Consider the following 22,531-nt stretch of genomic DNA (forward strand, 5'->3'; position numbering starts at 1 on the left):
TTCGGTCCGTGGTCGACCGTCCTGACGTGCCGCTGGCCTGGGTGGAGAGGTTGCGCGCGCTCCTCGACTTCCCCGAGTGCGTCGAGGAGCCGGCCTGGACCGGCGTGCGCTGGCAGGTGGGGTCGGCGACCGTGGCGCACGTGTTCGGCGGCGAGGACCAGCTCTTCCGGATCACCTTCCGCGCCGAGCCCGACGAGGTGATGGCGTTCGAGCACCTCGGGGCGCCGTACTTCCGGACGTCGTGGGGGCGCAACGTGGCCGGGTTGCTGCTCGACGAGGACACCGACTGGGACGAGCTGGCGGAGCTGCTCACCGACTCGTACTGCATCCAGGCGCCCGCGACGCTCGCCGCGCAGGTGGCCCGGCCGGGCGCCTAGCCCGGCTCAGACACCCGCCGCGATGTCGGTGCGCCACTGGGCTCCGGGGAACGAGATCGCGGCGAGTCCGGCGTACGCGTGGGCGCGCGCCGCGGCGACGTCGGGACCCACCGCGGTGACGGCGAGCACCCGGCCCCCGGCGGTCACCAGCTCACCCTCGGCGAGTGCGGTGCCGGCGTGCAGCACGTCGCAGCCGGATCCCTCGGCCGCCTCGACACCGGTGATCACGTCGCCGCTGCTCGCGGACTCCGGGTAGCCGGCGCTGGCCATCACCACCGCGACGGCGGCTCCGGCCTTCCAGCGCGGTGGCTCGACCTCGTGCAGGACACCGTCCGCGGCAGCCTTGAGCAGAGCCCCGAGCGGCGAGTCGAGCAGCGCCAGCAGCGGCTGCGTCTCCGGGTCGCCGAACCGGGCGTTGAACTCGACCACCCGGGTGCCGGCCGTGGTCAGCGCGAGGCCTGCATAGAGCAGTCCGGAGAAGACCACGCCGCGACGGGCCATCTCGTCGACGGTCGGCTGCAGCACGCGGTCCCGGATCTCGTCGACGAGGCCGGCGTCGGCCCAGGGCAGCGGCGTGTAGGCGCCCATCCCCCCGGTGTTCGGCCCCTCGTCCGCGTCGAAGATCCGCTTGAAGTCCTGCGCCGGCAGCATCGGGTAGACCGTCGTGCCGTCGGTGATCCCGAACAGCGAGACCTCCGGGCCGTCGAGGTACTCCTCGATGACGACCCGCTCGCACGCCTTCGCGTGCGCGAGCGCGGCGGCGCGGTCCTCGGTGACGACCACCCCCTTGCCGGCGGCGAGGCCGTCGTCCTTCACGACGTACGGCGGGCCGAAGGCGTCCAGTGCGGCCGCGGCCTCGTCCTCGGTCGTGCACACCCGAGCCTCCGCGGTCGGCACACCGGCCGCAGCCATCACGTCCTTCGCGAACGCCTTGGAGCCCTCGAGCCGGGCGGCGTCACCGGACGGCCCGAAGCAGGAGATGCCGCGCTCGCGCACCGCATCGGCCACCCCCGCGACCAGCGGCGCCTCGGGCCCGACCACGACCAGATCGACGCCGAGCCGCTCGGCGAGGTCGGCCACGGCAACGCCGTCCATCTGGTCGACGTCGTGGAGCGTCGCGACCTCCGCGATCCCGGGGTTGCCCGGCGCGGCGTGCACCTCGGTCACCGAGGGATCACGCGAGAGGGCCAGCGCCAGGGCGTGCTCTCGCCCGCCGGGGCCGATCACGAGGGTCTTCACGTGACGGGAGCCTATCGAGGCGGCTGGTCAGACCCGCCGGCCCACCGACACGGAGTACGCCGCCGGCCGGTACCGCAGGACCGGGTCGTCGGAGAGGTCGATGCCGTCCACGACACGGGTCGGGTCGAAGACGACCACCTCGCCGTCCTGCTCCCGATCGGGGTCGGGTCCGGTCACCTCGATGGTGCCGGCTTGGAAGAAGGCGCCCGTCCACACCGACGTCGGGTCGTGCGGGTCGTCGCCGGAGCCGGCCCGCTGCACCTCCACGGTGTAGTGCACCGGGTGCTCGGCGAGCCGGGCGACGATCTCCTCGCTCAGGCGGTCGCGACCCTTGAACTCACCCGGCGGGCGCTCCCCGCGCTGGGGCGTGAACCGGTAGCGCACCCACGTCTCGGCACCCTCCGCCGAGATCCACTTGTAGGCGTGGATCGGGTAGTAGCTGACCTCCGCGTAGGAGTACGGCGAGACGAGCGACTTCGCGCGGGCGCTCGCGACGATGGCGGGGACGGCGCCCGGGTGCCTGGCCAGGAACAACGGCAGCTTCCAGGGCTTCTCGGACGCCTCGACCAGCTCGAGGAACGCCTCGACGGTGCGCACCGGGAACCGCGGGGACGTCTGGCCGAGCAGGTCGGTCGCCGTGCCGTCGGGCAGCCGGAACGAGACCGCCATGCCGCGCACGTCGGGAACCTTGTCGGGATTGCGCTTGCCCGCGCCGTTCGACCAGCGCACCCACACCGGGACGGGATCACCCTGCAGGTGACCGGCCCGGGACAGCGCGGCCGCCTGCGGCGTGGCGGTGAAGGTGCCGGCGTAGAAGTGGCCCTTGGCGTGCAGCGTCCGGTCACCGTCGTGGCGGCCGAAGACGCCGTTGATCCGGTCGACCGCCCGCTCGGGCTCGATCGTGTTGCCCTCTGCCATGCCGCTCTCCTGCCCGTGACCCCGCGCGCCGATCCTAGGCCGTGCGTGGGTCAGCGGTCGTGGACGATCACGGTCTCTTCGCGACCAGGACCGACGCCGACCGCCCAGAACGGCGCGCCGGACATCTCCTCCAGCGCCTCGACGTAAGCCTGCGCGTTCTTCGGCAGGTCCGCGAAGGTGCGGCAGCCGGAGATGTCCTCACCCCAGCCGTCGAAGAACTCGTAGACCGGCTTCGCGTGGTGGAACTCGGTCTGCGTCATCGGCATCTCGTCGTGCCGCACGCCGTCGACCTCGTAGGCCACGCACACCGGGATCCGCTCCCAGGTGTCGAGCACGTCGAGCTTGGTCAGGAAGAACTCGGTCAGGCCGTTCACCCGGGCGGAGTAGCGCGCGACGACCGCGTCGTACCAGCCGCACCGGCGGGTGCGGCCGGTCGAGACGCCGATCTCGCCGCCGATCTGCTGCAGCTTCGCGCCGTCCTCGTCGAACAGCTCGGTCGGGAAGGGCCCCGAGCCGACCCGGGTGGTGTAGGCCTTGATCACGCCGATGACGCGGTCGATGCGGGTCGGACCGATGCCCGCGCCGACGCAGACGCCGCCGGCGACCGGGTTGCTGCTGGTGACGAACGGGTAGGTGCCGTGGTCGACGTCGAGCATCGTCGCCTGAGCCCCCTCGAAGAGCACCGTGCTGCCCTCGTCGAGCGCCCGGTTCAGCAGCAGGCTGGTGTCGGCGACCATCGGGCGCAGCCGGTCGGCGTACGACAGCAGCTCCTCGACGACCGCCTCGGCGGCGATCGCGCGGCGGTTGTAGACCTTGGCGAGCACCTGGTTGCGCACGTCGAGCGCGGCCTCCACCTTCTGGCGCAGGATGCCCTCGTCGAACAGGTCGGCCACGCGTACGCCGACCCGGTTCACCTTGTCGCCGTACGCCGGGCCGATGCCGCGTCCCGTCGTGCCGATCTGGTTCTTGCCGAGGAAGCGCTCGCTGACCTTGTCGACGGCCACGTGGTAGGAGGCGATCACGTGGGCGTTCGCGCTGACGACGAGCTGGGCGGGGCCGATCTCCACGCCGCGCTCGATGAGGCCGTCGAGCTCGCGGAACAGCGCCTCCGGCGAGACCACCACGCCGTTGGCGATCACCGAGGTCGCGCCCGGGGTCAGGATGCCGGAGGGCAGCAGGTGGGTGGCGAACTTCTCGCCGTTGACCACGATCGTGTGCCCGGCGTTGTGGCCGCCGCTGGTGCGGACCACGAAGTCGATCGGCTGGCTGGTGGCGAGCAGGTCGGTCGCCTTGCCCTTGCCTTCATCGCCCCACTGGGCGCCGAGAACCACGATGGCGGGCATGTGCCACCCCTCTCAGTGGGTCGTCCGTGCGGTGTCCGGACCAAACATGGGCCGGACATGACGAGAGCCCGGCGTGCAAGCGCACCGGGCTCTTGCGGCCACACGCTACCAAATCGGCGCCGGCCGGTCCGGGCTAGTGTGCTGGCCGTGGAACCCCTCCTCCTGATCACCCACGCCGACGCCGGGCATGCCGACGACCTGGGGGCCGCCCTGGAGGTTCTCGGCGGCCACACGTCGGTCGAGGTGTGCGAGACCAGCAACCCCGGCGAGCTCGACGGGGTGCTGCACCGTGCGGGGAGCCGGCCGATCGTGGTGGCCGGTGGCGACGGCTCGCTGCACGCCGTCGTGGCGACGCTCTACCGTCGCCACGACCTGTCCGGGAAGGTGCTCGGGCTGCTGCCGCTCGGCACGGGGAACGACTTCGCCCGCTCGACCGGCGTGCCGCTCGACCCGGTCGAGGCGGCCAAGGCGATCGTCTCGGCGACCCCGAAGCCGATGGACCTGATCGTCGACGAGCTCGGCGAGGTGACCGTCAACAACGTGCACGTCGGGGCCGGGGCGCTGGCCAGCCGGCACGGTGCGACGTGGAAGGAGCGGCTCAGCCCCTTCGGGCTCGGCATCGTCGGCTACCCGGTCGGGGTCGCCATGACTGCGCTCCGCCCGCCGGCGCTGCGGCTGCACGTCGAGGTCGACGGCCAGGTCGTCGCCGACGTCGACCGGCGCGTCCTGATGGTCGCGGTCGGCAACGGCGCGAGCGTCGGTGGCGGCGCCGAGATCACTCCCTACGCCGACCCGCGCGACGGCAAGGTCGACGTGCTGGTGTCGTTCGCGACCGCCCCCGCGGCGCGGGCGGGCTACGTCCTGGACCTGGTGCGCCGCAACCACTCGCGCCGCGACGACAGCGTCTACCTGCGCGGCAGCGAGGTCTCGGTGTCGGGTGAGGCGTTCTGGCTGAGCGCCGACGGCGAGGTCACCGGCCCCGAGGGCAGGCGGACCTGGCACGTCGAGCGCGCGGCGTACTCGATGCTGCTGCCGGACTAGTACTCGACGGCTCCCGCCCGCGGACCGCCGTGCTCGACCAGGTCGTGGTCGACGCGCGGGTCGCCCTGGTCGGCGAAGTAGTCCGAGGACACCGTGTGGTCCACGCCGTTGGAGACCTTCGCCGCGTCGAGCACCAGGGTGAGCACCACGGCGACGAGCACGTTGATCACGAACGCCGTCATCGCGATGTAGCCCAGGTCGCCGATGGCCGGGATGGCCGAGAGCGATCCGCCGAAGTGCTTGCCGGTGGCCGGGTTGATCACCTGGTAGGCCTTCACGGTGCCGTAGACCATGCCGACCGCCCAGCCGACCAGCAGCGCCCACTTGTGGAACCACCGCGTGTACAGGCTGAACACGATCGCGGGGAACGTCTGCAGGATCCAGATGCCGCCGAGGAGCTGGAAGTTGATCGCGTTCTGCTTGTCCATCGTGAACACGAACAGCAGGGCGAACGCCTTGACCAGCAAGGACATCAGCTTCGACACCCGCGCCTGCTCGGCAGGCGTCGCCTGCGGCTTGACCCAGCCCTTGTAGATGTTGCGGGTGAAGGTGTTGGCCGCCGCGATCGACATGATCGCCGCCGGCACCAGGGCGCCGATCGCGACCGCGGCGAACGCGACCCCGGCGAACCAGCTCGGGAACGAGTCCTCGAACAGCTGCGGGATCACCAGCTGCGGGTTCGGCTTGCCGTCGAGCCCGATCGGCTTGGTGCCCGCCGCGATCGCGACCCAGCCGAGCAGCGCGAGCAGGCCCAGCACGAAGGAGTACGCCGGCAGGATCGCGGCGTTGCGCCGGATGGTGTTCCGGCTGCCCGAGCTGAGCGACGCGGTGATGGAGTGCGGGTACATGAACAGCGCCAGCGCCGACCCGAGGCCGAGCGTCGCGTAGGCCCACATCTGCCCGGAGCCGGGGATGAAGGCGCCGTTCGGCTTGCCGGTGACCTGGTTCGTCGCGGCCATCTTGTCCTTCGCCGCTCCGAAGATGTGGTCCCAGCCGCCGAAGTGGTGGGGCAGGTAGATGATCGCCACGATGATCACCAGGTAGATCAGCGCGTCCTTGACGAACGCGATCACCGCCGGCGCGCGCAGGCCCGAGGTGTAGGTGTACGCCGCGAGCAGCACGAACGCGATCAGCAGTGGGGCGTCCTTGGCGAACCAGTTGTCCGATCCGCCCAGGCCGGCCACCTCGAGCACCGCCTGGATGCCGATCAGCTGCAGGGCGATGTAGGGCATCGTCGCCAGGAAGCCGGTCAGGGCGATGGCCAGCGACAGTCCGCGATCGCCGTACCGGCCCTGGACGAAGTCCGCGGACGTGACGTAGCCGTGCCGGTGGCTGACCGACCAGAGCCGGGCCATGAAGACGAACACGATCGGGTAGAGCACGATCGTGTACGGCACCGCGAAGAATCCCGCGACCGCACCGGTGGCGAACATCGCCGCCGGCACCGCGATGAAGGTGTACGCCGTGTAGAGGTCGCCTCCCAGGAGGAACCAGGTGATCCAGGTGCCGAACCGCCGGCCGCCCAGGCCCCACTCGTCGAGCGTGTCGAGGTCGGCGCCGCGCTTGAACCGCGACGCCATGAAGCCGAGCACCGTGACGACGAGGAACAGCACGATCAGGACCGTGAGCGCGACGCCGTTGACGCTGGTGTCGGTCTTCAGCGGCAGGACGGCCGCGGCCATCGGGGCGCTCATGACCGGAACCCCGGTGTCGGGCTCAGCGTGTCACCGTCACCGACCGGCTGGTTCGGCGGCGCCTCGGGCTCGGCGTCGTCGTCGCCGGTCCGTCCGCGCGCGGCGAGCACCAGCCGGTGTGCGGCGTAGGTGAACGCCGAGGTCAGGAACACCCAGGCGAACTGGTACCAGAAGAAGAACGGGATGCCGCCCAGGCGGGGCGTCTCCTTGGCGTAGCTGGTCACCCACAGGAGGGCGATCACGGGGACCACCAGGCACACACCGGCTGCCGCGAGCAGCCCCATGTTGGTCGGCGGCATGGCGACACCGAGCTCCGGGCGGGTCTCGGCGTCCCTGCGCGGGGTTTGGGAACTCATGTTCGGATCCGTACCCGCAAGTGATCGGGGTCACACCTCAGAGGAGTGCGTCGTACGCCTCCTGGCTCGAGTCGCGCAGGAAGTCCCGGCACCGCGCCTCCTCGGCGGTCTCCCCGATCGCGCCGGCCGCCCGCGAGAGCGCCCCGAGGGCGCGCAGGAAGCCACGGTTGGGCACGTGGTCCCAGGGCACCGGGCCATGGCCCTTCCAGCCGTTGCGCCGCAGCAGGTCGAGGCTGCGGTGGTAGCCGACCCGGGCGAAGGCGTAGGCCACCACGTCGTCCGATCCGTCGTTGAGCGCAGCCTCCGCGAGCGTGGCCCACGCGAGCGGGGACTCCGGATGCGCCACGACGACGTCGCGGGGTGCCTCGCCCTCGGCGAGCGCGGACGCCGCAGGGTCCTCGGGGAGCAGCGTGGGCGGTGGGCCGGCGATCAGGTCAGGAAAATCCATGGAGTAATTGTCGCAGCCCTGGTGTTGGCTACGGACATGGCTCAGATCCAGACCCCTGCGCCCACCGTCACCGAGGTCGAGAACCCGTGGCCTGCGCTGTTCGCCCTGGTCCTCGGGTTCTTCATGATCCTGGTCGACCTGACCATCGTCATCGTCGCGACGCCGACGATCATCGACGAGCTGGACGCCAGCGTGAACCAGGTCGTCTGGGTGAGCAGCGCCTACATGCTGGCGTACGCCGTGCCGGTGCTGATCACCGGTCGCCTCGGCGACCGCTACGGGTCCAAGCGCCTCTACCTCGCCGGGCTCGCGCTGTTCACCCTCGCCTCGCTCTGGTGCGGCCTCTCGAACACCATCGAGATGCTCATCGTGGCTCGCGTGGTCCAGGGCCTGGGTGCGTCGATGATCACGCCGCAGACGATGGCGATCATCACCCGCATCTTCGCGGCTGCCGAGCGCGGCAAGGCGATGGCGGTCTGGGGCGCGACCGCCGGCGTGGCCATGGTCGTCGGCCCGATCCTCGGCGGCGTGCTCACCGGCTGGCTCGGCTGGGAGTGGATCTTCTTCGTCAACATCCCGGTCGGCATCGTCGGCTTCGTGATGGCGGTGCGGCGCGTCCCCAGCCTGCCCACGCACCAGCACCGCTTCGACTGGCTCGGGGTGGCGCTGTCGGGCGTCGGGCTCTTCCTGCTCGCCTTCGGCATCCAGGAGGGCCACGACAAGCACTGGGCCGGCTGGATCATCGCGATGATCGTCGGTGGCCTCGCGGTGCTCGGCGTGTTCGTCGCCTGGCAGGCGGTGAACAAGAAGGAGCCGCTGGTCCCGCTCGGGCTGTTCAAGGACCGCAACTTCTCGGTCTCCAACACGGCGATCACGACGATGGGCTTCATCGCCGCGTCGTTCGGCTTCCCGCTGATGCTGTACGCACAAGCGGTGCGCGGCTACAGCCCGACCCAGGCCGCCCTGCTGCTCGTCCCGATGGCCGTCATGTCGATCCTGCTCGCGAAGTTCGTCGGCGGCCTCACCGACCGCATCCACCCGCGGCTGATCATCGGCTTCGGGTTCGCGATGAGCGCGATCGGGATGCTGCTGCTGACCTGGCGGCTCGAGCCGGGCACCAGCGTGGTCTGGCTGTGCGTGTTCCAGGTGCTGGTCGGCATCGGCAACGCCTTCATCTGGGCGCCGACGGCGGCGACGGCCACCCGCAACCTGCCGATGCAGTTCGCCGGCGCCGGGTCGGGTGTCTACAACGCCACCCGTCAGGTCGGCTCGGTGGTCGGCTCGGCCGCGATCGCCGTGCTGATGTCCGCGCGGATCGCGCATTTCCTGCCGGGTGCGGCGGTCCAGGGCGAGGCCGGCGCCCGGCAGATCCAGGACCCCCACGTCGCCGACCTGTTCAGCAAGGCGATGCAGCAGTCACTTCTGCTCCCGACGCTGGTCTACGTCGTCGGCCTGGTGGCGGTGATGTTCTACGAGGCGCCCAAGCACGAGGGCTACGCGGGGCGGCCCGCCGCGGCGGAGCAGCCCGCGGGAGCGGCCGGCTGACGAAGCGACCTCGACGAATTCGAGGGAGCAATTGCCCCCGCAAGGGTGTTGAGTACAGCCATGGCCGAGACGTCCACGAGCAGCGCAGCACCCCTGACGGACAAGGACCCGTGGCCGGCGCTGTGGGCGCTGGTGCTGGGCTTCTTCATGATCATGATCGACACGACCATCGTGTCGGTCGCGACGCCGGCCATCATCGAGGACCTGCACGCCGAGGTGAACTCCGTCGTCTGGGTGACCAGCGCCTACCTGCTGGCCTACGCGGTGCCCGTCCTGATCACCGGACGCCTCGGTGACCGCTACGGGCAGAAGCAGGTCTACCTCGTCGGCCTGGTGCTCTTCACGGCCTCGTCGCTTGCCTGCGGTCTGACCGGGTCCGTCGAGGGCCTGATCATCGCCCGGGTCGCCCAGGGCCTGGGTGCAGGGCTGATGACGCCGCAGACGATGGCGATCATCACCCGGATCTTCCCGGCCGAGCGGCGAGGGCAGGCGACCTCGTTGTGGGGTGCCACCGCCGGCGTCGCGGTCCTCGTCGGACCGCTGCTGGGCGGCATCCTGGTCGACTCGCTCGGGTGGCAGTGGATCTTCTTCATCAACCTGCCGATCGGCGTACTCGCGTTCGCGCTCGCGATCCGGCTGGTGCCCTCGCTGCCGACGCACCCGCACAAGTTCGACTGGTTCGGCGTCGCACTGTCCGGCGCCGGCATGTTCCTGCTGGTGTTCGGCATCCAGGAGGGTCACCAGCACCACTGGAGCGGAGCCATCTGGTCGATGATCATCGGCGGCCTGGTGGTGATGGGCCTGTTCGTCCTCTGGCAGGCGCGCAACCGCCAGGAGCCGCTCGTCCCGCTCGGCCTCTTCCGCGACCGGAACTTCTCCTTGGCCAACATCGGCATCGCCACGGTGAGCTTCGCCTTCACCGGCATGGGGTTCCCGGTGATGCTCTACGCCCAGCTCGTCCGCGGGCTCAGCCCGACGAAGGCGGCCCTGCTGCTCGTGCCGATGGCCGTGATGTCGATCGCGCTGGCGCCGGGCATCGGCAAGCTGACCGACCGCATCCACCCGCGCACCATCACGGCCGTCGGTTTCACCGCGCTGGCCGTGTCGCTGGTCTGGACCTCGCGGGTGCTGACACCGGGCTCCCACGTCTGGGAGCTGCTGCTGCCGATGGCGCTCATGGGTGCCGGCAGCGCCGGCATCTGGGCCCCGCTCACCGCGACCGCCACCCGCAACCTGCCGATGCACCTGGCCGGCGCGGGCGCCGGCGTCTACAACGTCTCGCGCCAGATCGGCGCTGTCCTCGGGTCGGCGGCGATCGCGGTGCTGATGGACTCGCGGCTGGCGGCCAACGGGCTGGAGTACGACCCGAGCAAGCAGACGAGCGGCGCCGGCCTCCCGGCCGCCGCGTTCGGGCCGTTCAGCGACGCGATGGGCCAGGCGCTGCTGCTCGCCCCAGCGGTGCTCTGCCTCGGCCTCGCTGCCGCGTTGATGTTCGAGGCGCCGAAGCGCGCGGCCGACGCCGCGGCAGTCAGGGCCGAGGCCCGCGCCGCGGACTGAGCGCTGTGCACGGAGGATCGGCCAGGCTGAACCCAAACCACCAGGGCGTCGAGGTTTCGACAGCCTCAACTCAACCGACTGGTGGTCGAGCAGCGAGCGCCAGCGAGCGATCAGTCGAGACCCGGTGACTCAACCGACTGGTGGTCGAGCAGCGAGCGCCAGCGAGCGATCAGTCGAGACCCGGTGAGGCGCGCAGACAGGTTTCGACAGGCTCAACTCAACCGACTGGTGGTCGAGCAGCGAGCGCCAGCGAGCGATCAGTCGAGACCCGGTGACTCAACCGACTGGTGGTCGAGCAGCGAGCGCCAGCGAGCGATCAGTCGAGACCCGGTGAGGCGCGCAGAGAGGTTCCACAGTCAACCACCGGGCCGGGTGATCAGCCGATCGAGTGACCGGTGCTGCGCAGGTTCTCGCAGGCCTCGAGCACGCGGGCGGCCATGCCGGCCTCGCCCGCCTTGCCCCAGGCGCGGGGGTCGTAGACCTTCTTGTTGCCGACCTCGCCGTCGACCTTGAGCACGCCGTCGTAGTTGGTGAACATGTGCGCCGCGACGGGGCGCGTGAAGGCGTACTGGGTGTCGGTGTCGACGTTCATCTTCACCACGCCGTAGTCGACGGCCGCGGCGATCTCCTCCGGCGTCGAGCCGGACCCGCCGTGGAAGACCAGGTCGAGCGGCTTGGACCCGGGGCCGAACCCGGCACCCTCGCCGTACTTCGCGACGATCGCCTCCTGGGCGGCCTTGAGGATCTCCGGGCGGAGCTTCACGTTGCCGGGCTTGTAGACGCCGTGGACGTTGCCGAAGGTGAGCGCGGTCATGTAGCGGCCCTTGTCACCGAGGCCGAGCGCCTCGACCGTGGCGAGGGCGTCCTCCGGGCTGGTGTAGAGCTTCTCGTCGATGGCGCCGACGATGCCGTCCTCCTCGCCGCCGACGACCCCCACCTCGATCTCGAGGATGATCCGCGCCGCGGCGGCCTTCTCGAGCAGCTCACGGGCGATCTCGAGGTTCTCGGTCAGCGGCACGGCGGAGCCGTCCCACATGTGGGACTGGAACAGCGGCTCCTGCCCGTTCTTGACCCGCTCGACGGAGATGTCGAGGAGCGGGCGGACGAAGCCGTCGAGCTTGTCCTTCGGGCAGTGGTCGGTGTGCAGCGCGATGTTGACGGGGTACTTCTTGGCCACCTCGACGGCGTACGCCGCGAACGCGGTGGAGCCGGAGACCATGTCCTTGATCGTGGGGCCGGAGAGGTAGTCCGCACCGCCGGTGGAGACCTGGACGATGCCGTCCGAGCCGGCCTCGGCGAAACCGGCGAGTGCGGCGTTGAGCGTCTGCGAGGAGGTCACGTTGATCGCCGGGAACGCGAACGAGCTGCCCTTCGCGGTGTCGAGCATCTCGGCGTACTTCTCGGGGGTGGCGATGGGCATGCGAACTCCTGACGAACGGACCGGATGAGCCCAACCCTAGACGACGTCGAAGTTACCGTTCAGTCATGATTGCCATGACCCCCCAGGCCCGCGCACTCGTCGCCTTCAGCCTCGCCACGCTGGTCCTGACCGGCCACCTGAACCGGCTCGCGTTCGCGGCGTACGCCGCCGCCGGGCAGTCGCTCCCGCAGTCCGACGGCGGCAAGCTCGGCCTCAGCCTGCTCACGGTCGTGGTCGCCGGTGGTGTGCTTTGGTTCGCCCACATGGCGGCCGGCGCCGCCGGTGAGGGCTGGGAGACCACGCTTTCCCAGGCGGCGAGGCTGCTCGCTCTCGTGGGCCTGCTGATCGCCGTGCTTTCGACGATCGGTGTCCTGACCAGCTCCGACGGCACCTTCTACGGCACGTTCTCGGTCGGCTGACCCACACCGCGCCATGCAGCCGCCGCGGCGAGCAGCAGGATCACCCCGCCGGTGACCGCGGCGACGTGCAGCCCGTGCACGTACGCCGCCCGCGCGACCTGGAGCAGTGCGGAGCCGTCCGAGAGGTGTGCTGCGACGCCGACCGCTCCGGCCAGTGACTGTCCGGCCGGACCCTGTGCGGTCGCAACGGGAAGGTGCACCGCGGCAGAGGCCTGGTAGGCCGCGGCGCCGATGCTGCCCAGGACCGCGATGCCGAGCGCCCCGCCGAGCTCGCTGGCGGCCTCCGACACCGCGGCGCCCGCTCCGGCCTCCTCGGGACGCAGGGCGGCGAGCACGAGCTCCGCACAGACCGTCATGGTGAGCACCAGCCCGCCGGCCAGCACGCCGCCTCCAGCCAGCCCCGCCCAGAGTGAGTCCGTGCCGATCGTGGTGAGGACTCCGAACCCGACCGCACCCGCGACCAGTCCACCGGTCGCGACGACGCCGCGGCCGAAACGCTGGCCGAGAGTCGCGGCGAACGGCGCGGTGAAGCCGACCGCCACCGCCGGCACGAGGCTCCACCACGCCGCGCGCAGCGCGTCGTAGCCGAGCACGAGCTGCAGGTAGCCGGTCATGAAGACGGCGTTGCCGATCAGCGCGAACGCACACACCACGTTGCCGAGGAGCGCGGCACGGAACAGCCCGTTGCGCAGCAGTGCCGGGTCGATCATGGCGTCGGGGTGCCGCAGCTGGCGCCGAGCGAACAGCGCGCCCAGGCCAAGCCCCACGGCGATGCAGAGCATCCAGCGCGCGTCGGTGCCGTGCGTCGCCCACTCCTTGATGCCGTAGACAGTCGGGAGCACCGCGCCGAGCGAGAGCACCGAGCTGGTGACGTCGAACCGGCGGCCCGGCCTCGCCTCGCTGCGCGGGAGCAGCACCGGGCCGACGACCACGAGCACCGCCATTGCCGGCAGGTTGACCAGGAACACCGAGCCCCACCAGAAGTGCTCCAGCAGGAAGCCGCTGAGCACCGGACCCAGCGCGACCCCGGCGGTCATCACCCCGGTCCACGCGCCGATCGCCTGGCCACGCTGCCTGGCGTCGTGGAAGAGCGTCCGGATCATCGAGAGCGTCGAGGGCATCAGCGTCGCGCCGGCGATCCCGAGCACGGCGCGTGCCGCGATCAGCTGACCGGGTGAGCCGGCGTACGCCGCGAACAACGACGTCGCCGAGAAGGCAACGGCTCCGACGAGCAGCAGCCGGCGTGCACCGATCCGGTCCGCGACCGCACCCATCGTGACCAGCAGGCCGGCGAGCACGAACCCGTAGATGTCGAAGATCCACAGCTGCTGGGTCGCCGAGGCGTGCAGGTCCTTGCTGATCTGCGGCACGGCGAAGTAGAGGATCGAGACGTCCATCGAGACCAGCAGCAACGGCAGGGCGAGCACCACGAGAGCCGTCCACTCGCGGCGTCCGGCCAGCATCGGCTCCAACCGGGTGTCAGTCGTCATCATCGGCTCCAATCTGTTTATTACATATACTGTTTACTAGGCACACGCACCGTAGAACACGACTGTGTATCTTGTAAAGAGTTGTTTCCGACACGGCGGAGGAGCGATGCCGACAGCTTCCGACGAAGGTCTCTCGCGGGCGATGCGCGAGCTGTGGGGTCTTGCCGACAGCGGCCGGCGAGGCCCGAAGCCGGCGATGTCGGTGCGTGCGATCGCCGCCGCCGGCGTCGCCCTGGCCGACTCCGAGGGGGTCGACGCCGTCACGATGGCCGCGGTCGCGCAACGACTGGGCTTCACGACGATGTCGCTCTACCGGTACGTCGAGTCGCGCGAGGACCTGCTGAGCGCGATGGTCGACGCGGCGCTCGGGGCCCCGCCGGCGCAGAACCGGCGCTGGGGCTGGCGTCGGCAGGTCGAGGAGTGGGCCCGCGCCGAGGGCAGCCAGCTCCTCGCCCATCCCTGGGTGCTCGACGTGCGCACGAGCACACCGCCGATCGGGCCGAACGTGATGGCCTGGATGGAGCAGGGGTTCGCGGCGCTGGCCGCCTCCGGACTTGCGCTCGCACCGGCGGCGGACGCCCTCCTGATCATCGACGGGTATGTCCGCAGCAACGTCCGGCTCACCCTGCAGTACGGCACTCCGGGCGCGACCGAGAGCTGGGTCACCCAGCTCGGAGCGGTGCTCGACGCCGACCGCTTTCCCACCGTGCACGCGGTCTTCATGTCTGGAGCGTTCGAGGACGGCTCCTACAGGGAGGCCCAGGGCCGTGACTTCGAGTTCGGCCTGAGCCTGCTGCTCGACGGGCTGCAGAGGCTGATCAGGTCCTGAACCGTCGGTGCTTGTTGATCACCATACCTAGAACTACTATGCATAAGAGATCTAGGTGAGTGGAGGCCGTCGATGCGCATCGCGAAGGACCTCGTCGCCGCGTCCACCACCCCGCTGGTGCTCGGCATCCTGGCGGAGGGCGAGAGCTATGGCTACGCGATCCTCAAGCAGGTCGGAGAGCTCTCCGGCGGCCGGCTCGAGTGGACAGACGGCCTGCTCTACCCCCTCCTGCACCGCCTCGAGCGCCTGGGCCACGTCGACTCGGTGTGGCGCCAGCCCGACGGCGGTCGCCGACGCAAGTACTACCGGATCACCGACCAGGGCAGGACGGAGCTGGTCGCGCAGAGGCAGCAGTGGGACACCGTCGTCGAGGCGCTCCGAGGCGTGTGGGGCAACCTCCAGGTGGTCAGTCCGGCGGCGCCTGCCTGGGAGGCGTGACGCGTGCACTCCGACGAGGTGACGACCGAGCAGCAGCTCGCCCAGTGGCGCACGTACGTCGAGCGCCGGCGCGTCGTCGGGTCTGCGGACCTCGATGAGCTCGAGGACCATCTGCGCAGCCGGATGGCCGACCTCGTCGACGCAGGTCTCGAGCCCGACGAGGCCTTCCTGGTCGCCGTGAAACGCGTCGGAAGCATCGACACACTGACCCGCGAGTTCGCCCGTGAGCACTCCGACCGGCTCTGGAAGCAGCTGGTCCTGTCCCCGGGCGACACCGCGGATGCCGCGCGTGCACGCACCGACCTCGTCGTGATGCTGGTCTGCGCCGTGGCAGCTGCCCTCGCCGTGAAGGTGCCGGCTGCCTTGGGCCTCTCGCTCGAGGACGACGCAGCCTTCTACGCCCGCAGCGCCGGCGTCCTCGTGCTGGCTCCGCTCGCCGGCTACTTCGCGTGGCGCCGGCGACTCGCCAAGTCAACCGTCGCGGCGATCGCCTCCCTCTTCCTCCTGGGCGCTGTCGGCGCCAATGCCTACGTCGCCGCCGACGACCGGACGACCGACGTGGTCACGGCGCTCCACCTCCCCATCGCGCTGTGGCTCGTGGTCGGCGTCGCGTACGTGGACGGAGAGTGGCGCTCGGACCGGCGGCGGATGGACTTCGTCCGGTTCACCGGCGAGTGGGCCGTCTACTACGCACTCATCGCCCTGGGCGGCGGCGTGCTCACCGCGGTCACGCTCGGCACCTTCAAGGCCATCGGGACCGACCTCGAGGGCCTGGTGTCTGCCTGGATGCTCCCCTGCGGTGCCGCCGGCGCGGTCGTCGTCGCGGCGTGGTTGGTCGAGGCCAAGAAGAGCGTCATCGAGAACATGGCGCCCGTGCTCACGTGGGTGTTCACCCCCCTCTTCCTGGCCGTGCTCGTCGGGTTCCTGGTCGCGGTCGTCAGCACCTGGGAGGGCGTCGACCTCGACCGCGACGTGCTGATCGTCTTCGACCTGATGCTCGTGGTCGTCGTGGGCCTCCTGCTCTACGGCATCTCGGCGCGTGAGTCGCCCGCGCCCGCCACGTCAGCTGCCGTCGACTGGATCCGGTTCGCGCTCGTGGTGGCGGCCCTGCTCATCGACGCAATCGTCCTGGTCGCACTGGTCGCGCGGATCAGCGACTTCGGGTTCAGCGCCAACAAGACCGCCGCGCTCGGCGAGAACGCCATCCTGCTGGTGAACCTCGCTTGGTCGGCGTGGCTGCTGCGGGGGTTCCTGGGCGGGACACGGCCGTTCGCCTCGCTGGAGCTGTGGCAGACGCGCTACCTGACCACGTACGCCGCCTGGGCATGGGCCGTCGTGCTCGCGTTCCCGCTGCTCTTCGACGTCCTCTGACCTGACCGGCGGGCTGGTCCCGGTCAGCCGCGCCAGGCGTCGTCGCCGCTGAGATCCGCGTGGGCGCGAACCCACGTGTGCATCGCGATCGCCGCCGCCGCGGAGGCGTTGATCGAGCGGGTCGACCCGAACTGGGCGATCGAGAAGGTGCCGTCGCACACCTCCCGTGCGGCCTCGGACAGCCCCGGACCCTCCTGCCCGAACAGGAAGCAGACCCGGCGCGGCACGGTCATCGTCTCGAGGTGGTCCGAGCCGGGGAGGTTGTCGATGCCGAGCAGGCGAATGTCCTGGTCGTGGAGGTACGCCGCCAGGCCGGCAGCCGTCGGGTGGTGGCGCACGTGCTGGTAGCGGTCGGTGACCATCGCGCCCCGGCGGTTCCAGCGCCGGTTCCCCACGATGTGCACCTGCGCCGCGAGGAACGCGTTCGCCGTGCGCACGATCGTGCCGATGTTGAAGTCGTGCTGCCAGTTCTCGATCGCCACGTGGAAGTCGTGCCGGCGGGTGTCCAGGTCGGCGACGATCGCCTCGACGGTCCAGTAGCGGTAGCGGTCCACGACGTTGCGCCGGTCACCCTCGGCGAGCAGCTGCACGTCGTACCGGGGATCGCTCGGCCACTGCCCGGGCCACGGCCCGACGCCGACCTCCTCGGGTCCGTGCGGCATCGGGTCGTACGGCGCCCGCTGCTCGTCGTCCACGCGGTCAGCGTAGGTCTCCCTGGGCACGCCGCCCGGGTCTTCGAGACGTCAGGCGAGATTCAGGTGGCGCCGGATAGTCTTCGCGCGTGAACGCGCTCAGTCTCCAGCTCCTCGGGATGAACTGGATGGACCCCAACTGGTTGCTCGACCAGTTCGGCTCAGCGCTGTTCTGGATCAGCCTGCTGATCATCTTCGTGGAGTGCGGGCTGTTCTTCCCGTTCCTGCCCGGTGACACCCTGCTCTTCGCCCTCGGCCTGTTCATCTCGACCGACAAGGTCTCGATCCTGTCGGGCCACCACAGCATCGACCTGGTCTTCGCGCTGGTCCTGTTCACGCTCGGCGCGGTCGCCGGCAACGTCGTCGGCTACGAGATAGGCCGCAAGATCGGCCCGCCGCTGGCACAGCGCGAGGGCCGGATCCTCAAGAAGCAGTACTTCGAGCAGACCCACGAGTTCTTCGAGAAGCACGGCAGCAAGGCCCTGGTCATCGGGCGGTTCGTGCCGTTCGTGCGCACCTACATCACGGTGGTGGCGGGGATCACCATGATGAGCCGCCGCCGGTTCTTCACGTGGAGCGCGGTCGGGGCCGTCTCGTGGGTCCTCAGCGTCACCCTGCTGGGGTACTTCCTGGGCAACGTCCCGAAGGTCGGCCCGTTCCTCTCGTCGAACATCGACTTCGCGATCATGGGGCTGCTGCTGGTCTCGGTGATCCCGCTGGCCTACGAGTGGTGGAAGCACCGCCGGCACGGCGGACCGCCGGGCGAGCGGCCGGCGCCGACAGCGGTCAGCTCGGGCTCCTCAGATGTCGAGGTCTGAGATCCCGACGGCGTAGCGGTACTGGAGTCCCTCGGCCTCGACGGCCTGACGGGCCCCGGTGTCGCGGTCCACCACGACGGCGACCGCGACCACCTCTGCGCCGGCCTCGCGCAGTGCCTTGACTGCCTCGAGCGCGGATCCGCCTGTCGTGGAGGTGTCCTCGACCGCGAGCACCCGGCGGCCCTCGACGTCGGGCCCCTCGATCAGCTTCTGCAGGCCGTGCACCTTCTGGGACTTGCGGATCACGAACGCATCCAGGACCCGGCCGGACGCGGCTGCCTGGTGCATCATCGCCACGGCGATCGGGTCGGCACCGAGGGTGAGGCCGCCGACGGCGTCGTACTCGAGGTCGTCGGTCAGCTCGAGCATCACCCGGCCGATGGCGGGGGCGGCCTCGGCATCGAGCGTGACGCGGCGCATGTCGACGTAGTACTCCGCCTCGCGCCCCGACGCGAGGGTGACCCTGCCCCGGACGACGGCCTTGCGGTTGACCTGGTCGATGAGCACGTCGCGATCAGACATGGCGGCAGGCTACGCGAACGTGCGGACCGGCGGAGCGACGGTCAGCTCGCGGATCCCTGGCCGGCCGAGACAGACTTCGCGACGGTCTTCACCAGGTGGCCGAAGGCGATCATCCGGTTGTCGGTGTGGAAGATCTCCGAGCAGGTCGTCAGGGTGATCAGCGACTGCCCCGGGACCTGGGCCGGCTCCGGGCCGCCCGGATCCGGGTTGTGCGGCAGCGGGTCGAGCACCCAGACACCCGTGAAGGAGATGACCAGGTCGTTCGGGTTGGTGTCGAGCACGTAGGTGAAGGTGGACTTCCTGGTCTCGACGATGACCTTGTCGCCGGGCCGCAGGTCCGGCATGTGCCGCAACGGCTCGCCGTGGGTGACCCGGTGCCCGGCGAGCGCAAAGTTGCCGACCTGGCCGGCTTCGGCGGTGTCCTCGAAGTGACCGAAGGCGCCCTTGTCCAGCACGGTCGCCTTGTCGGTGCCCTCGAGCACCGGGATGACGTACTTCTTGCCGAACTTGGGGATCCGGATGAGCGCGATCGTGGCGCCCTTGGGGCAGAACTTCTCGCAGCCGTGGCCGCCGGCCCAGTCCTGCTGGATCTGGCTCGTGAGCTCGTGCTGGTGCTTCCTCGCCACCCAGTTGGTGCCCCAGAACTGCCACGCGACGTACCCGAGCATCCCGAGTCCGGCGAGCATGAGCCCGATGCCGATCCAGAAGGTGACCCGGCGCCCGGTGCCCTGCTTGGCGTCCGGCGTCGTGTCCGCAGGGGCCGGCTTCCGCCGGGCACGCTTGCCGCGGCTCGGCACCACGTCTTCTGCCGCAGCCTCCGACTCGTCGACGTCGCTCACGGGGACATTGTGAACCACTAACGTCGACCCCATGCGCGAACACGCACACCGTCTCAGCGGCGTCGGGAGCACGATCTTCGCCGAGATGTCGGCGCTCGCAGTCCGCACCGGATCGGTCAACCTCGGCCAGGGGTTCCCGGACGAGGACGGGCCTGCGGAGGTCATCGAGGCCGCCGTCGCCGCCCTGCGCGGCGGTCGCAACCAGTACCCACCCGGGCACGGCACCGCCGAGCTCCTCGATGCGGTGATCTCCCACCAGCGTCGCCACTACGGCCTCGAGCTCGAGCGGGCCCAGGTGGTCGCGACCACCGGCGCGACCGAGGCGATCGCTGCTGCACTGCTGGGGCTGGTCGACCCCGGGGACGAGGTCGTGGTCCTCGAGCCGTACTACGACTCCTACGTCGCGATGATCCAGTTCGCAGGCGGCGTACGACGGCCGGTGACGTTGCGCGCCCCGGACTTCCGCCTCGACGCCGACGAGCTCGCCGCCGCGGTCACAGCCCGGACGAAGCTGATCCTGCTGAACAGCCCGCACAACCCCACGGGCACCGTGCTCAACCGCGAGGAGCTCGAGGCGGTTGCCGCGGTGGCACTCGAGCACGACCTGATCGTGGTCACCGACGAGGTGTACGAGCACCTCACCTTCGAGCAGCCGCACGTGCCGCTGGCGACGCTTCCCGGCATGGCCGAGCGCACCGTCACGATCTCCAGCGTGGGCAAGAGCTTCTCGCTCACCGGCTGGAAGGTCGGCTGGGCCAGCGGGCCGGCCGACCTGGTGGCGGCCGTCGAGGGCGCGAAGAACTGGCTCAGCTACTCCTCGGGCGCCCCGCTGCAGCCCGCGGTGGCGGTAGCGCTGAACGACCACGACGCCTTCCACGAGGCGCTCGCCAAGGACTTGCGCGAGAAGCGCGACGGTCTCTGCGCGGGGCTCGCGGAGCTCGGCATGAGGGTCTTCGAGCCGGCCGGCACGTACTTCGTCACCACCGATGTCGCGGCCTACGGCCACCCGGACGGACGAGCGTTCTGCGCGGCACTCCCGGAGCTCGCAGGCGTTGTCGCGATCCCGTCCCAGGTCTTCTACGACGACCTCGACGAGGGCCGGCACCTGGTCCGCTGGGCGTTCTGCAAGCAGCGGGAAGTCATCGAGGAAGGCCTCCGGCGGCTGGGCGCGGCAGACCTCCGCGCTGGCTGATGGCGGCGGGTGCGGGCGGTCAGCGTCTCCCGGCGCGAACAAGGTAGACGACCGTGGCGACCGCTGAGACAGCTACGAGGAGCATGAATTCCGGACTCGTGCCGTCCTCGCTCAGGTCGAGCACTGACCTGATCGCCCAGAGGAGCGTGGAGCCGACCCCCAACGAGATGGCGAAGATGCCGAGAGCAGTTGCGATGACGACCGTCTTGTCGTCGCGGCACTGTCGGGTCTGCACGTCGTCATCATGCCGGTACGGCGTGCCTGACTGTGCTGCTCGCAGGCGCTCGGATCTCGGCGGATCGGCGCGGGCTGCGCCGTGGCCGGTGATGGAATGCCCTGATCAGGACAGCCCTTGCACGTGAGGAGCGCACGACATGGACGAGGTGGACGACGCCGCGACAGGGTCGGTGGGCTACGACAGCGCCGTCGCGTGGGAGGCGGCCCGGGACGCCAACCGTGAGCTGTGGGAAGACCGTGCGGTCCTGCACGAGGACCTCTACGACGCCCATGCCCTCGCGGCCGACCCCCGGGCGATCAGCACCGTGATCCGCGACGACCTTCCGGTCCTGCTGAAGCACCTGGTCGACCGCACGGGGATCGCTGACGCCGCACGTGACCTCGACGAGCCGCTGGCCGGCCTGGACCTGCTGCACCTGCAGTGCCACATAGGTACCGACACCCTCTCCCTGGCGAGGCTCGGGGCGCGCGTCACGGGCCTGGACTTCTCGCCCGCCTCGCTCGACGTCGCCCGGCGTCTCGCCGAGGAGGCCGGCCTCGAGATCGCCTGGGTGGAGTCGGACGTCCTGGCCGCACGCGAGGCGGTGTCCGGCGACTTCGACGTCGTCTACACCAGTGTCGGCACGATCGTCTGGCTGAGCGACCTCACCACCTGGGCCGGCCAGGTCGCCGCGCTCCTCCGCCCGGGAGGTGTCTTCTACATCCGCGACGGGCACCCGGCCCTGCTGGCACTGGACGAGAAGGCCAGTACGCCGGTGGTGGGCTACCGCTACTTCGCCAACGGGCGCGCGCAGACCTGGGACGACGGCTCGACGTATGCCGGCGAAGGCTCGACCGCCCACACCCGCAGCTACGAATGGCCTCACTCGCTCTCGGAGATCATCGGCTCGCTCCTCGCGGCCGGCCTTGTCCTCGAACGCTTCGACGAAGGCAGGTCGCTCCCGTGGTGCTTCTCCGAGCTCACCACGCCCGTCAACGGGTCCTGGGAGTTCGGTCCAGAGTGGCGCGACAAGATCCCGTGCACCTTCACGATCGCGGCCAGGAAACCGCTCGGAGGTCTCGACTGATCGCTCGCTGCTCGACCACCCGGGCCGGTTCCGGTGGTTGAGCCTGTCGAAACCCTCACCGGGTCTCGACTGATCGCTCGCTGGCGCTCGCTGCTCGACCACCCGTGGTTGCGAGGTCTCGACTGATCGCTCGCTGGCGCTCGCTGCTCGACCACCGGTGGTTGCGAGGTCTCGACTGATCGCTCGCTGGCGCTCGCTGCTCGACCACCCGTGTTGCGAGGTCTCGACTGATCGCTCGCTGCGGGCCTCGCCGTCAGGACTGCGGGGCGGCGGGGGCGGAGTCCCACATCCGGCGGCCGGAGAGCTCCACCCAGTCCACGGCGTAGAGGACCCGTCCGGGTCTCCACATCCATGGCTCGGGACCATCCGCTGCTTCGACCCGGGTCAGCTCATCGGCGTCTCTCACCTCGCGGCCCGGCCCGCGAGCCAGCACGCTCCAGCCGGTGCGGTCACGGGGCGAGATGCGGTCCACCTCGAAGGCGACGGTGCTGCCGTCGGCATGGGCGGCCAGGACGGAGTCGGGCGGTACGCGGAAGTAGATGGTCTCCCCGAGGGAGGTGAAGTTGACCGGCACGGCGTACGGACCCTCGGGCGTGGTCACGCACACGCGTCCGACCGCGACCATGTGGAGGGAGGCTCGGCACTCCTCGTCGGACATCTCGTAGAACTCCCTCATCCT

The 22,531-nt window shown here is 70.3% G+C and carries 24 protein-coding genes; 11 read left to right on the forward strand and 13 right to left on the reverse strand.

The window, feature by feature from the left end; all coding sequences use genetic code 11:
- Positions 1 to 8 precede the first annotated feature (8 nt).
- A complete protein-coding gene (locus ACVW00_RS19085; protein WP_457112474.1) occupies positions 9 to 377 on the forward strand; it encodes an MmcQ/YjbR family DNA-binding protein in 369 nt (122 codons plus the stop codon).
- Positions 378 to 383: 6 nt separating this feature from the next.
- Here the strand turns inward: ACVW00_RS19085 and purD are convergent, their stop codons facing one another.
- The 3 genes from purD to ACVW00_RS19100 are packed head-to-tail and all read right to left on the reverse strand — an operon-like array spanning position 384 to position 3,877.
- Complete coding sequence (gene purD / locus ACVW00_RS19090; protein WP_457112475.1) at positions 384 to 1,616, reverse strand: phosphoribosylamine--glycine ligase; 1,233 nt, start codon at positions 1,614 to 1,616, stop codon at positions 384 to 386.
- Between the two features lie 27 nt (positions 1,617 to 1,643).
- A complete protein-coding gene (locus ACVW00_RS19095; protein WP_457112476.1) occupies positions 1,644 to 2,534 on the reverse strand; it encodes a catalase in 891 nt (296 codons plus the stop codon).
- Positions 2,535 to 2,584: 50 nt separating this feature from the next.
- Positions 2,585 to 3,877: an adenylosuccinate synthase gene (locus ACVW00_RS19100; RefSeq protein WP_457112477.1), complete on the reverse strand. Its 1,293-nt coding sequence runs from the start codon at positions 3,875 to 3,877 to the stop codon at positions 2,585 to 2,587.
- 147 nt (positions 3,878 to 4,024) lie between these two features.
- On the opposite strand from ACVW00_RS19100, the gene ACVW00_RS19105 reads away from it, so the two are divergent.
- Complete coding sequence (locus ACVW00_RS19105) at positions 4,025 to 4,918, forward strand: diacylglycerol/lipid kinase family protein (protein ID WP_457112478.1); 894 nt, start codon at positions 4,025 to 4,027, stop codon at positions 4,916 to 4,918.
- Here the strand turns inward: ACVW00_RS19105 and mctP are convergent.
- From mctP to ACVW00_RS19120, 3 genes are read right to left on the reverse strand one after another with little or no spacing between them, the layout of a single operon-like run.
- Entirely contained in the window at positions 4,915 to 6,612 is a 1,698-nt protein-coding gene (gene mctP, locus ACVW00_RS19110; RefSeq protein WP_457112479.1) for a monocarboxylate uptake permease MctP, read from the reverse strand. The two genes, ACVW00_RS19105 and mctP, sit on opposite strands and share 4 nt — an antisense overlap.
- Positions 6,609 to 6,968: a DUF3311 domain-containing protein gene (locus ACVW00_RS19115; protein ID WP_457112480.1), complete on the reverse strand. Its 360-nt coding sequence runs from the start codon at positions 6,966 to 6,968 to the stop codon at positions 6,609 to 6,611. The genes mctP and ACVW00_RS19115 overlap by 4 nt, the downstream gene beginning before the upstream one ends.
- 37 nt (positions 6,969 to 7,005) lie before the next feature.
- Positions 7,006 to 7,416, reverse strand: coding sequence for a DUF3151 domain-containing protein (locus tag ACVW00_RS19120; protein ID WP_457112481.1), 411 nt, complete (start codon positions 7,414 to 7,416; stop codon positions 7,006 to 7,008).
- 36 nt (positions 7,417 to 7,452) lie between these two features.
- Between ACVW00_RS19120 and ACVW00_RS19125 the strand changes: the two genes are divergently transcribed.
- Both ACVW00_RS19125 and ACVW00_RS19130 read left to right on the forward strand, forming a co-directional pair.
- Positions 7,453 to 8,961 carry a DHA2 family efflux MFS transporter permease subunit gene (locus tag ACVW00_RS19125; protein ID WP_457112482.1) on the forward strand — a complete coding sequence of 503 codons (1,509 nt, stop codon included), beginning with the start codon at positions 7,453 to 7,455 and terminating at the stop codon, positions 8,959 to 8,961.
- A 60-nt stretch (positions 8,962 to 9,021) separates the two neighbouring features.
- Positions 9,022 to 10,518, forward strand: a complete 1,497-nt coding sequence (locus ACVW00_RS19130) for a DHA2 family efflux MFS transporter permease subunit (RefSeq protein ID WP_457112483.1) — start codon at positions 9,022 to 9,024, stop codon at positions 10,516 to 10,518.
- Between the two features lie 376 nt (positions 10,519 to 10,894).
- Here ACVW00_RS19130 and fbaA read toward each other — a convergent pair whose 3' ends face one another.
- Complete coding sequence (gene fbaA, locus ACVW00_RS19135) at positions 10,895 to 11,938, reverse strand: class II fructose-bisphosphate aldolase (protein ID WP_457112484.1); 1,044 nt, start codon at positions 11,936 to 11,938, stop codon at positions 10,895 to 10,897.
- A 65-nt stretch (positions 11,939 to 12,003) separates the two neighbouring features.
- Here fbaA and ACVW00_RS19140 point away from each other — a divergent pair, with 65 nt between their 5' ends.
- Positions 12,004 to 12,357: a hypothetical protein gene (locus ACVW00_RS19140; RefSeq protein WP_457112485.1), complete on the forward strand. Its 354-nt coding sequence runs from the start codon at positions 12,004 to 12,006 to the stop codon at positions 12,355 to 12,357.
- Here ACVW00_RS19140 and ACVW00_RS19145 read toward each other — a convergent pair.
- Positions 12,333 to 13,847, reverse strand: a complete 1,515-nt coding sequence (locus tag ACVW00_RS19145; protein ID WP_457112486.1) for an MFS transporter — start codon at positions 13,845 to 13,847, stop codon at positions 12,333 to 12,335. The genes ACVW00_RS19140 and ACVW00_RS19145 overlap by 25 nt on opposite strands.
- A gap of 106 nt (positions 13,848 to 13,953) precedes the next feature.
- Between ACVW00_RS19145 and ACVW00_RS19150 the strand changes: the two genes are divergently transcribed.
- The 3 genes from ACVW00_RS19150 (at position 13,954) to ACVW00_RS19160 (ending at position 16,485) form a co-directional block, all read left to right on the forward strand.
- Positions 13,954 to 14,676 (forward strand): TetR/AcrR family transcriptional regulator, encoded by a 723-nt coding sequence (locus tag ACVW00_RS19150; protein WP_457112487.1) that lies wholly within the window; start codon positions 13,954 to 13,956, stop codon positions 14,674 to 14,676.
- A 72-nt stretch (positions 14,677 to 14,748) separates the two neighbouring features.
- On the forward strand, positions 14,749 to 15,114 hold the full coding sequence (locus tag ACVW00_RS19155; protein WP_457112488.1) for a PadR family transcriptional regulator: 366 nt from the start codon (positions 14,749 to 14,751) through the stop codon (positions 15,112 to 15,114).
- 3 nt (positions 15,115 to 15,117) lie between these two features.
- Positions 15,118 to 16,485 (forward strand): permease prefix domain 1-containing protein, encoded by a 1,368-nt coding sequence (locus ACVW00_RS19160; RefSeq protein ID WP_457112489.1) that lies wholly within the window; start codon positions 15,118 to 15,120, stop codon positions 16,483 to 16,485.
- 23 nt (positions 16,486 to 16,508) lie between these two features.
- On the opposite strand, the gene ACVW00_RS19165 is transcribed toward ACVW00_RS19160, so the two are convergent.
- Entirely contained in the window at positions 16,509 to 17,147 is a 639-nt protein-coding gene (locus tag ACVW00_RS19165; protein WP_457113142.1) for a TrmH family RNA methyltransferase, read from the reverse strand.
- Positions 17,148 to 17,266: 119 nt separating this feature from the next.
- On the opposite strand from ACVW00_RS19165, the gene ACVW00_RS19170 reads away from it, so the two are divergent.
- Positions 17,267 to 17,995 (forward strand): DedA family protein, encoded by a 729-nt coding sequence (locus ACVW00_RS19170; protein ID WP_457112490.1) that lies wholly within the window; start codon positions 17,267 to 17,269, stop codon positions 17,993 to 17,995.
- Here the strand turns inward: ACVW00_RS19170 and pyrE are convergent.
- Both pyrE and ACVW00_RS19180 read right to left on the reverse strand, forming a co-directional pair.
- Positions 17,978 to 18,517: an orotate phosphoribosyltransferase gene (pyrE, locus tag ACVW00_RS19175; RefSeq protein ID WP_457112491.1), complete on the reverse strand. Its 540-nt coding sequence runs from the start codon at positions 18,515 to 18,517 to the stop codon at positions 17,978 to 17,980. The genes ACVW00_RS19170 and pyrE overlap by 18 nt on opposite strands.
- Before the next feature lie 41 nt (positions 18,518 to 18,558).
- Positions 18,559 to 19,356, reverse strand: a complete 798-nt coding sequence (locus ACVW00_RS19180) for a class E sortase (protein ID WP_457112492.1) — start codon at positions 19,354 to 19,356, stop codon at positions 18,559 to 18,561.
- Between the two features lie 31 nt (positions 19,357 to 19,387).
- Between ACVW00_RS19180 and ACVW00_RS19185 the strand changes: the two genes are divergently transcribed.
- Positions 19,388 to 20,548 (forward strand): pyridoxal phosphate-dependent aminotransferase, encoded by a 1,161-nt coding sequence (locus ACVW00_RS19185; RefSeq protein ID WP_457112493.1) that lies wholly within the window; start codon positions 19,388 to 19,390, stop codon positions 20,546 to 20,548.
- Between the two features lie 19 nt (positions 20,549 to 20,567).
- Here ACVW00_RS19185 and ACVW00_RS19190 read toward each other — a convergent pair whose 3' ends face one another.
- Positions 20,568 to 20,783, reverse strand: a complete 216-nt coding sequence (locus ACVW00_RS19190) for a hypothetical protein (protein ID WP_457112494.1) — start codon at positions 20,781 to 20,783, stop codon at positions 20,568 to 20,570.
- Between the two features lie 139 nt (positions 20,784 to 20,922).
- Between ACVW00_RS19190 and ACVW00_RS19195 the strand changes: the two genes are divergently transcribed.
- Positions 20,923 to 21,852, forward strand: a complete 930-nt coding sequence (locus tag ACVW00_RS19195; protein WP_457112495.1) for a class I SAM-dependent methyltransferase — start codon at positions 20,923 to 20,925, stop codon at positions 21,850 to 21,852.
- A gap of 253 nt (positions 21,853 to 22,105) precedes the next feature.
- Here ACVW00_RS19195 and ACVW00_RS19200 read toward each other — a convergent pair whose 3' ends face one another.
- Complete coding sequence (locus tag ACVW00_RS19200; protein WP_457112496.1) at positions 22,106 to 22,528, reverse strand: pyridoxamine 5'-phosphate oxidase family protein; 423 nt, start codon at positions 22,526 to 22,528, stop codon at positions 22,106 to 22,108.
- Positions 22,529 to 22,531: the final 3 nt, after the last annotated feature.

Source organism: Marmoricola sp. URHA0025 HA25 (assembly GCF_054059435.1).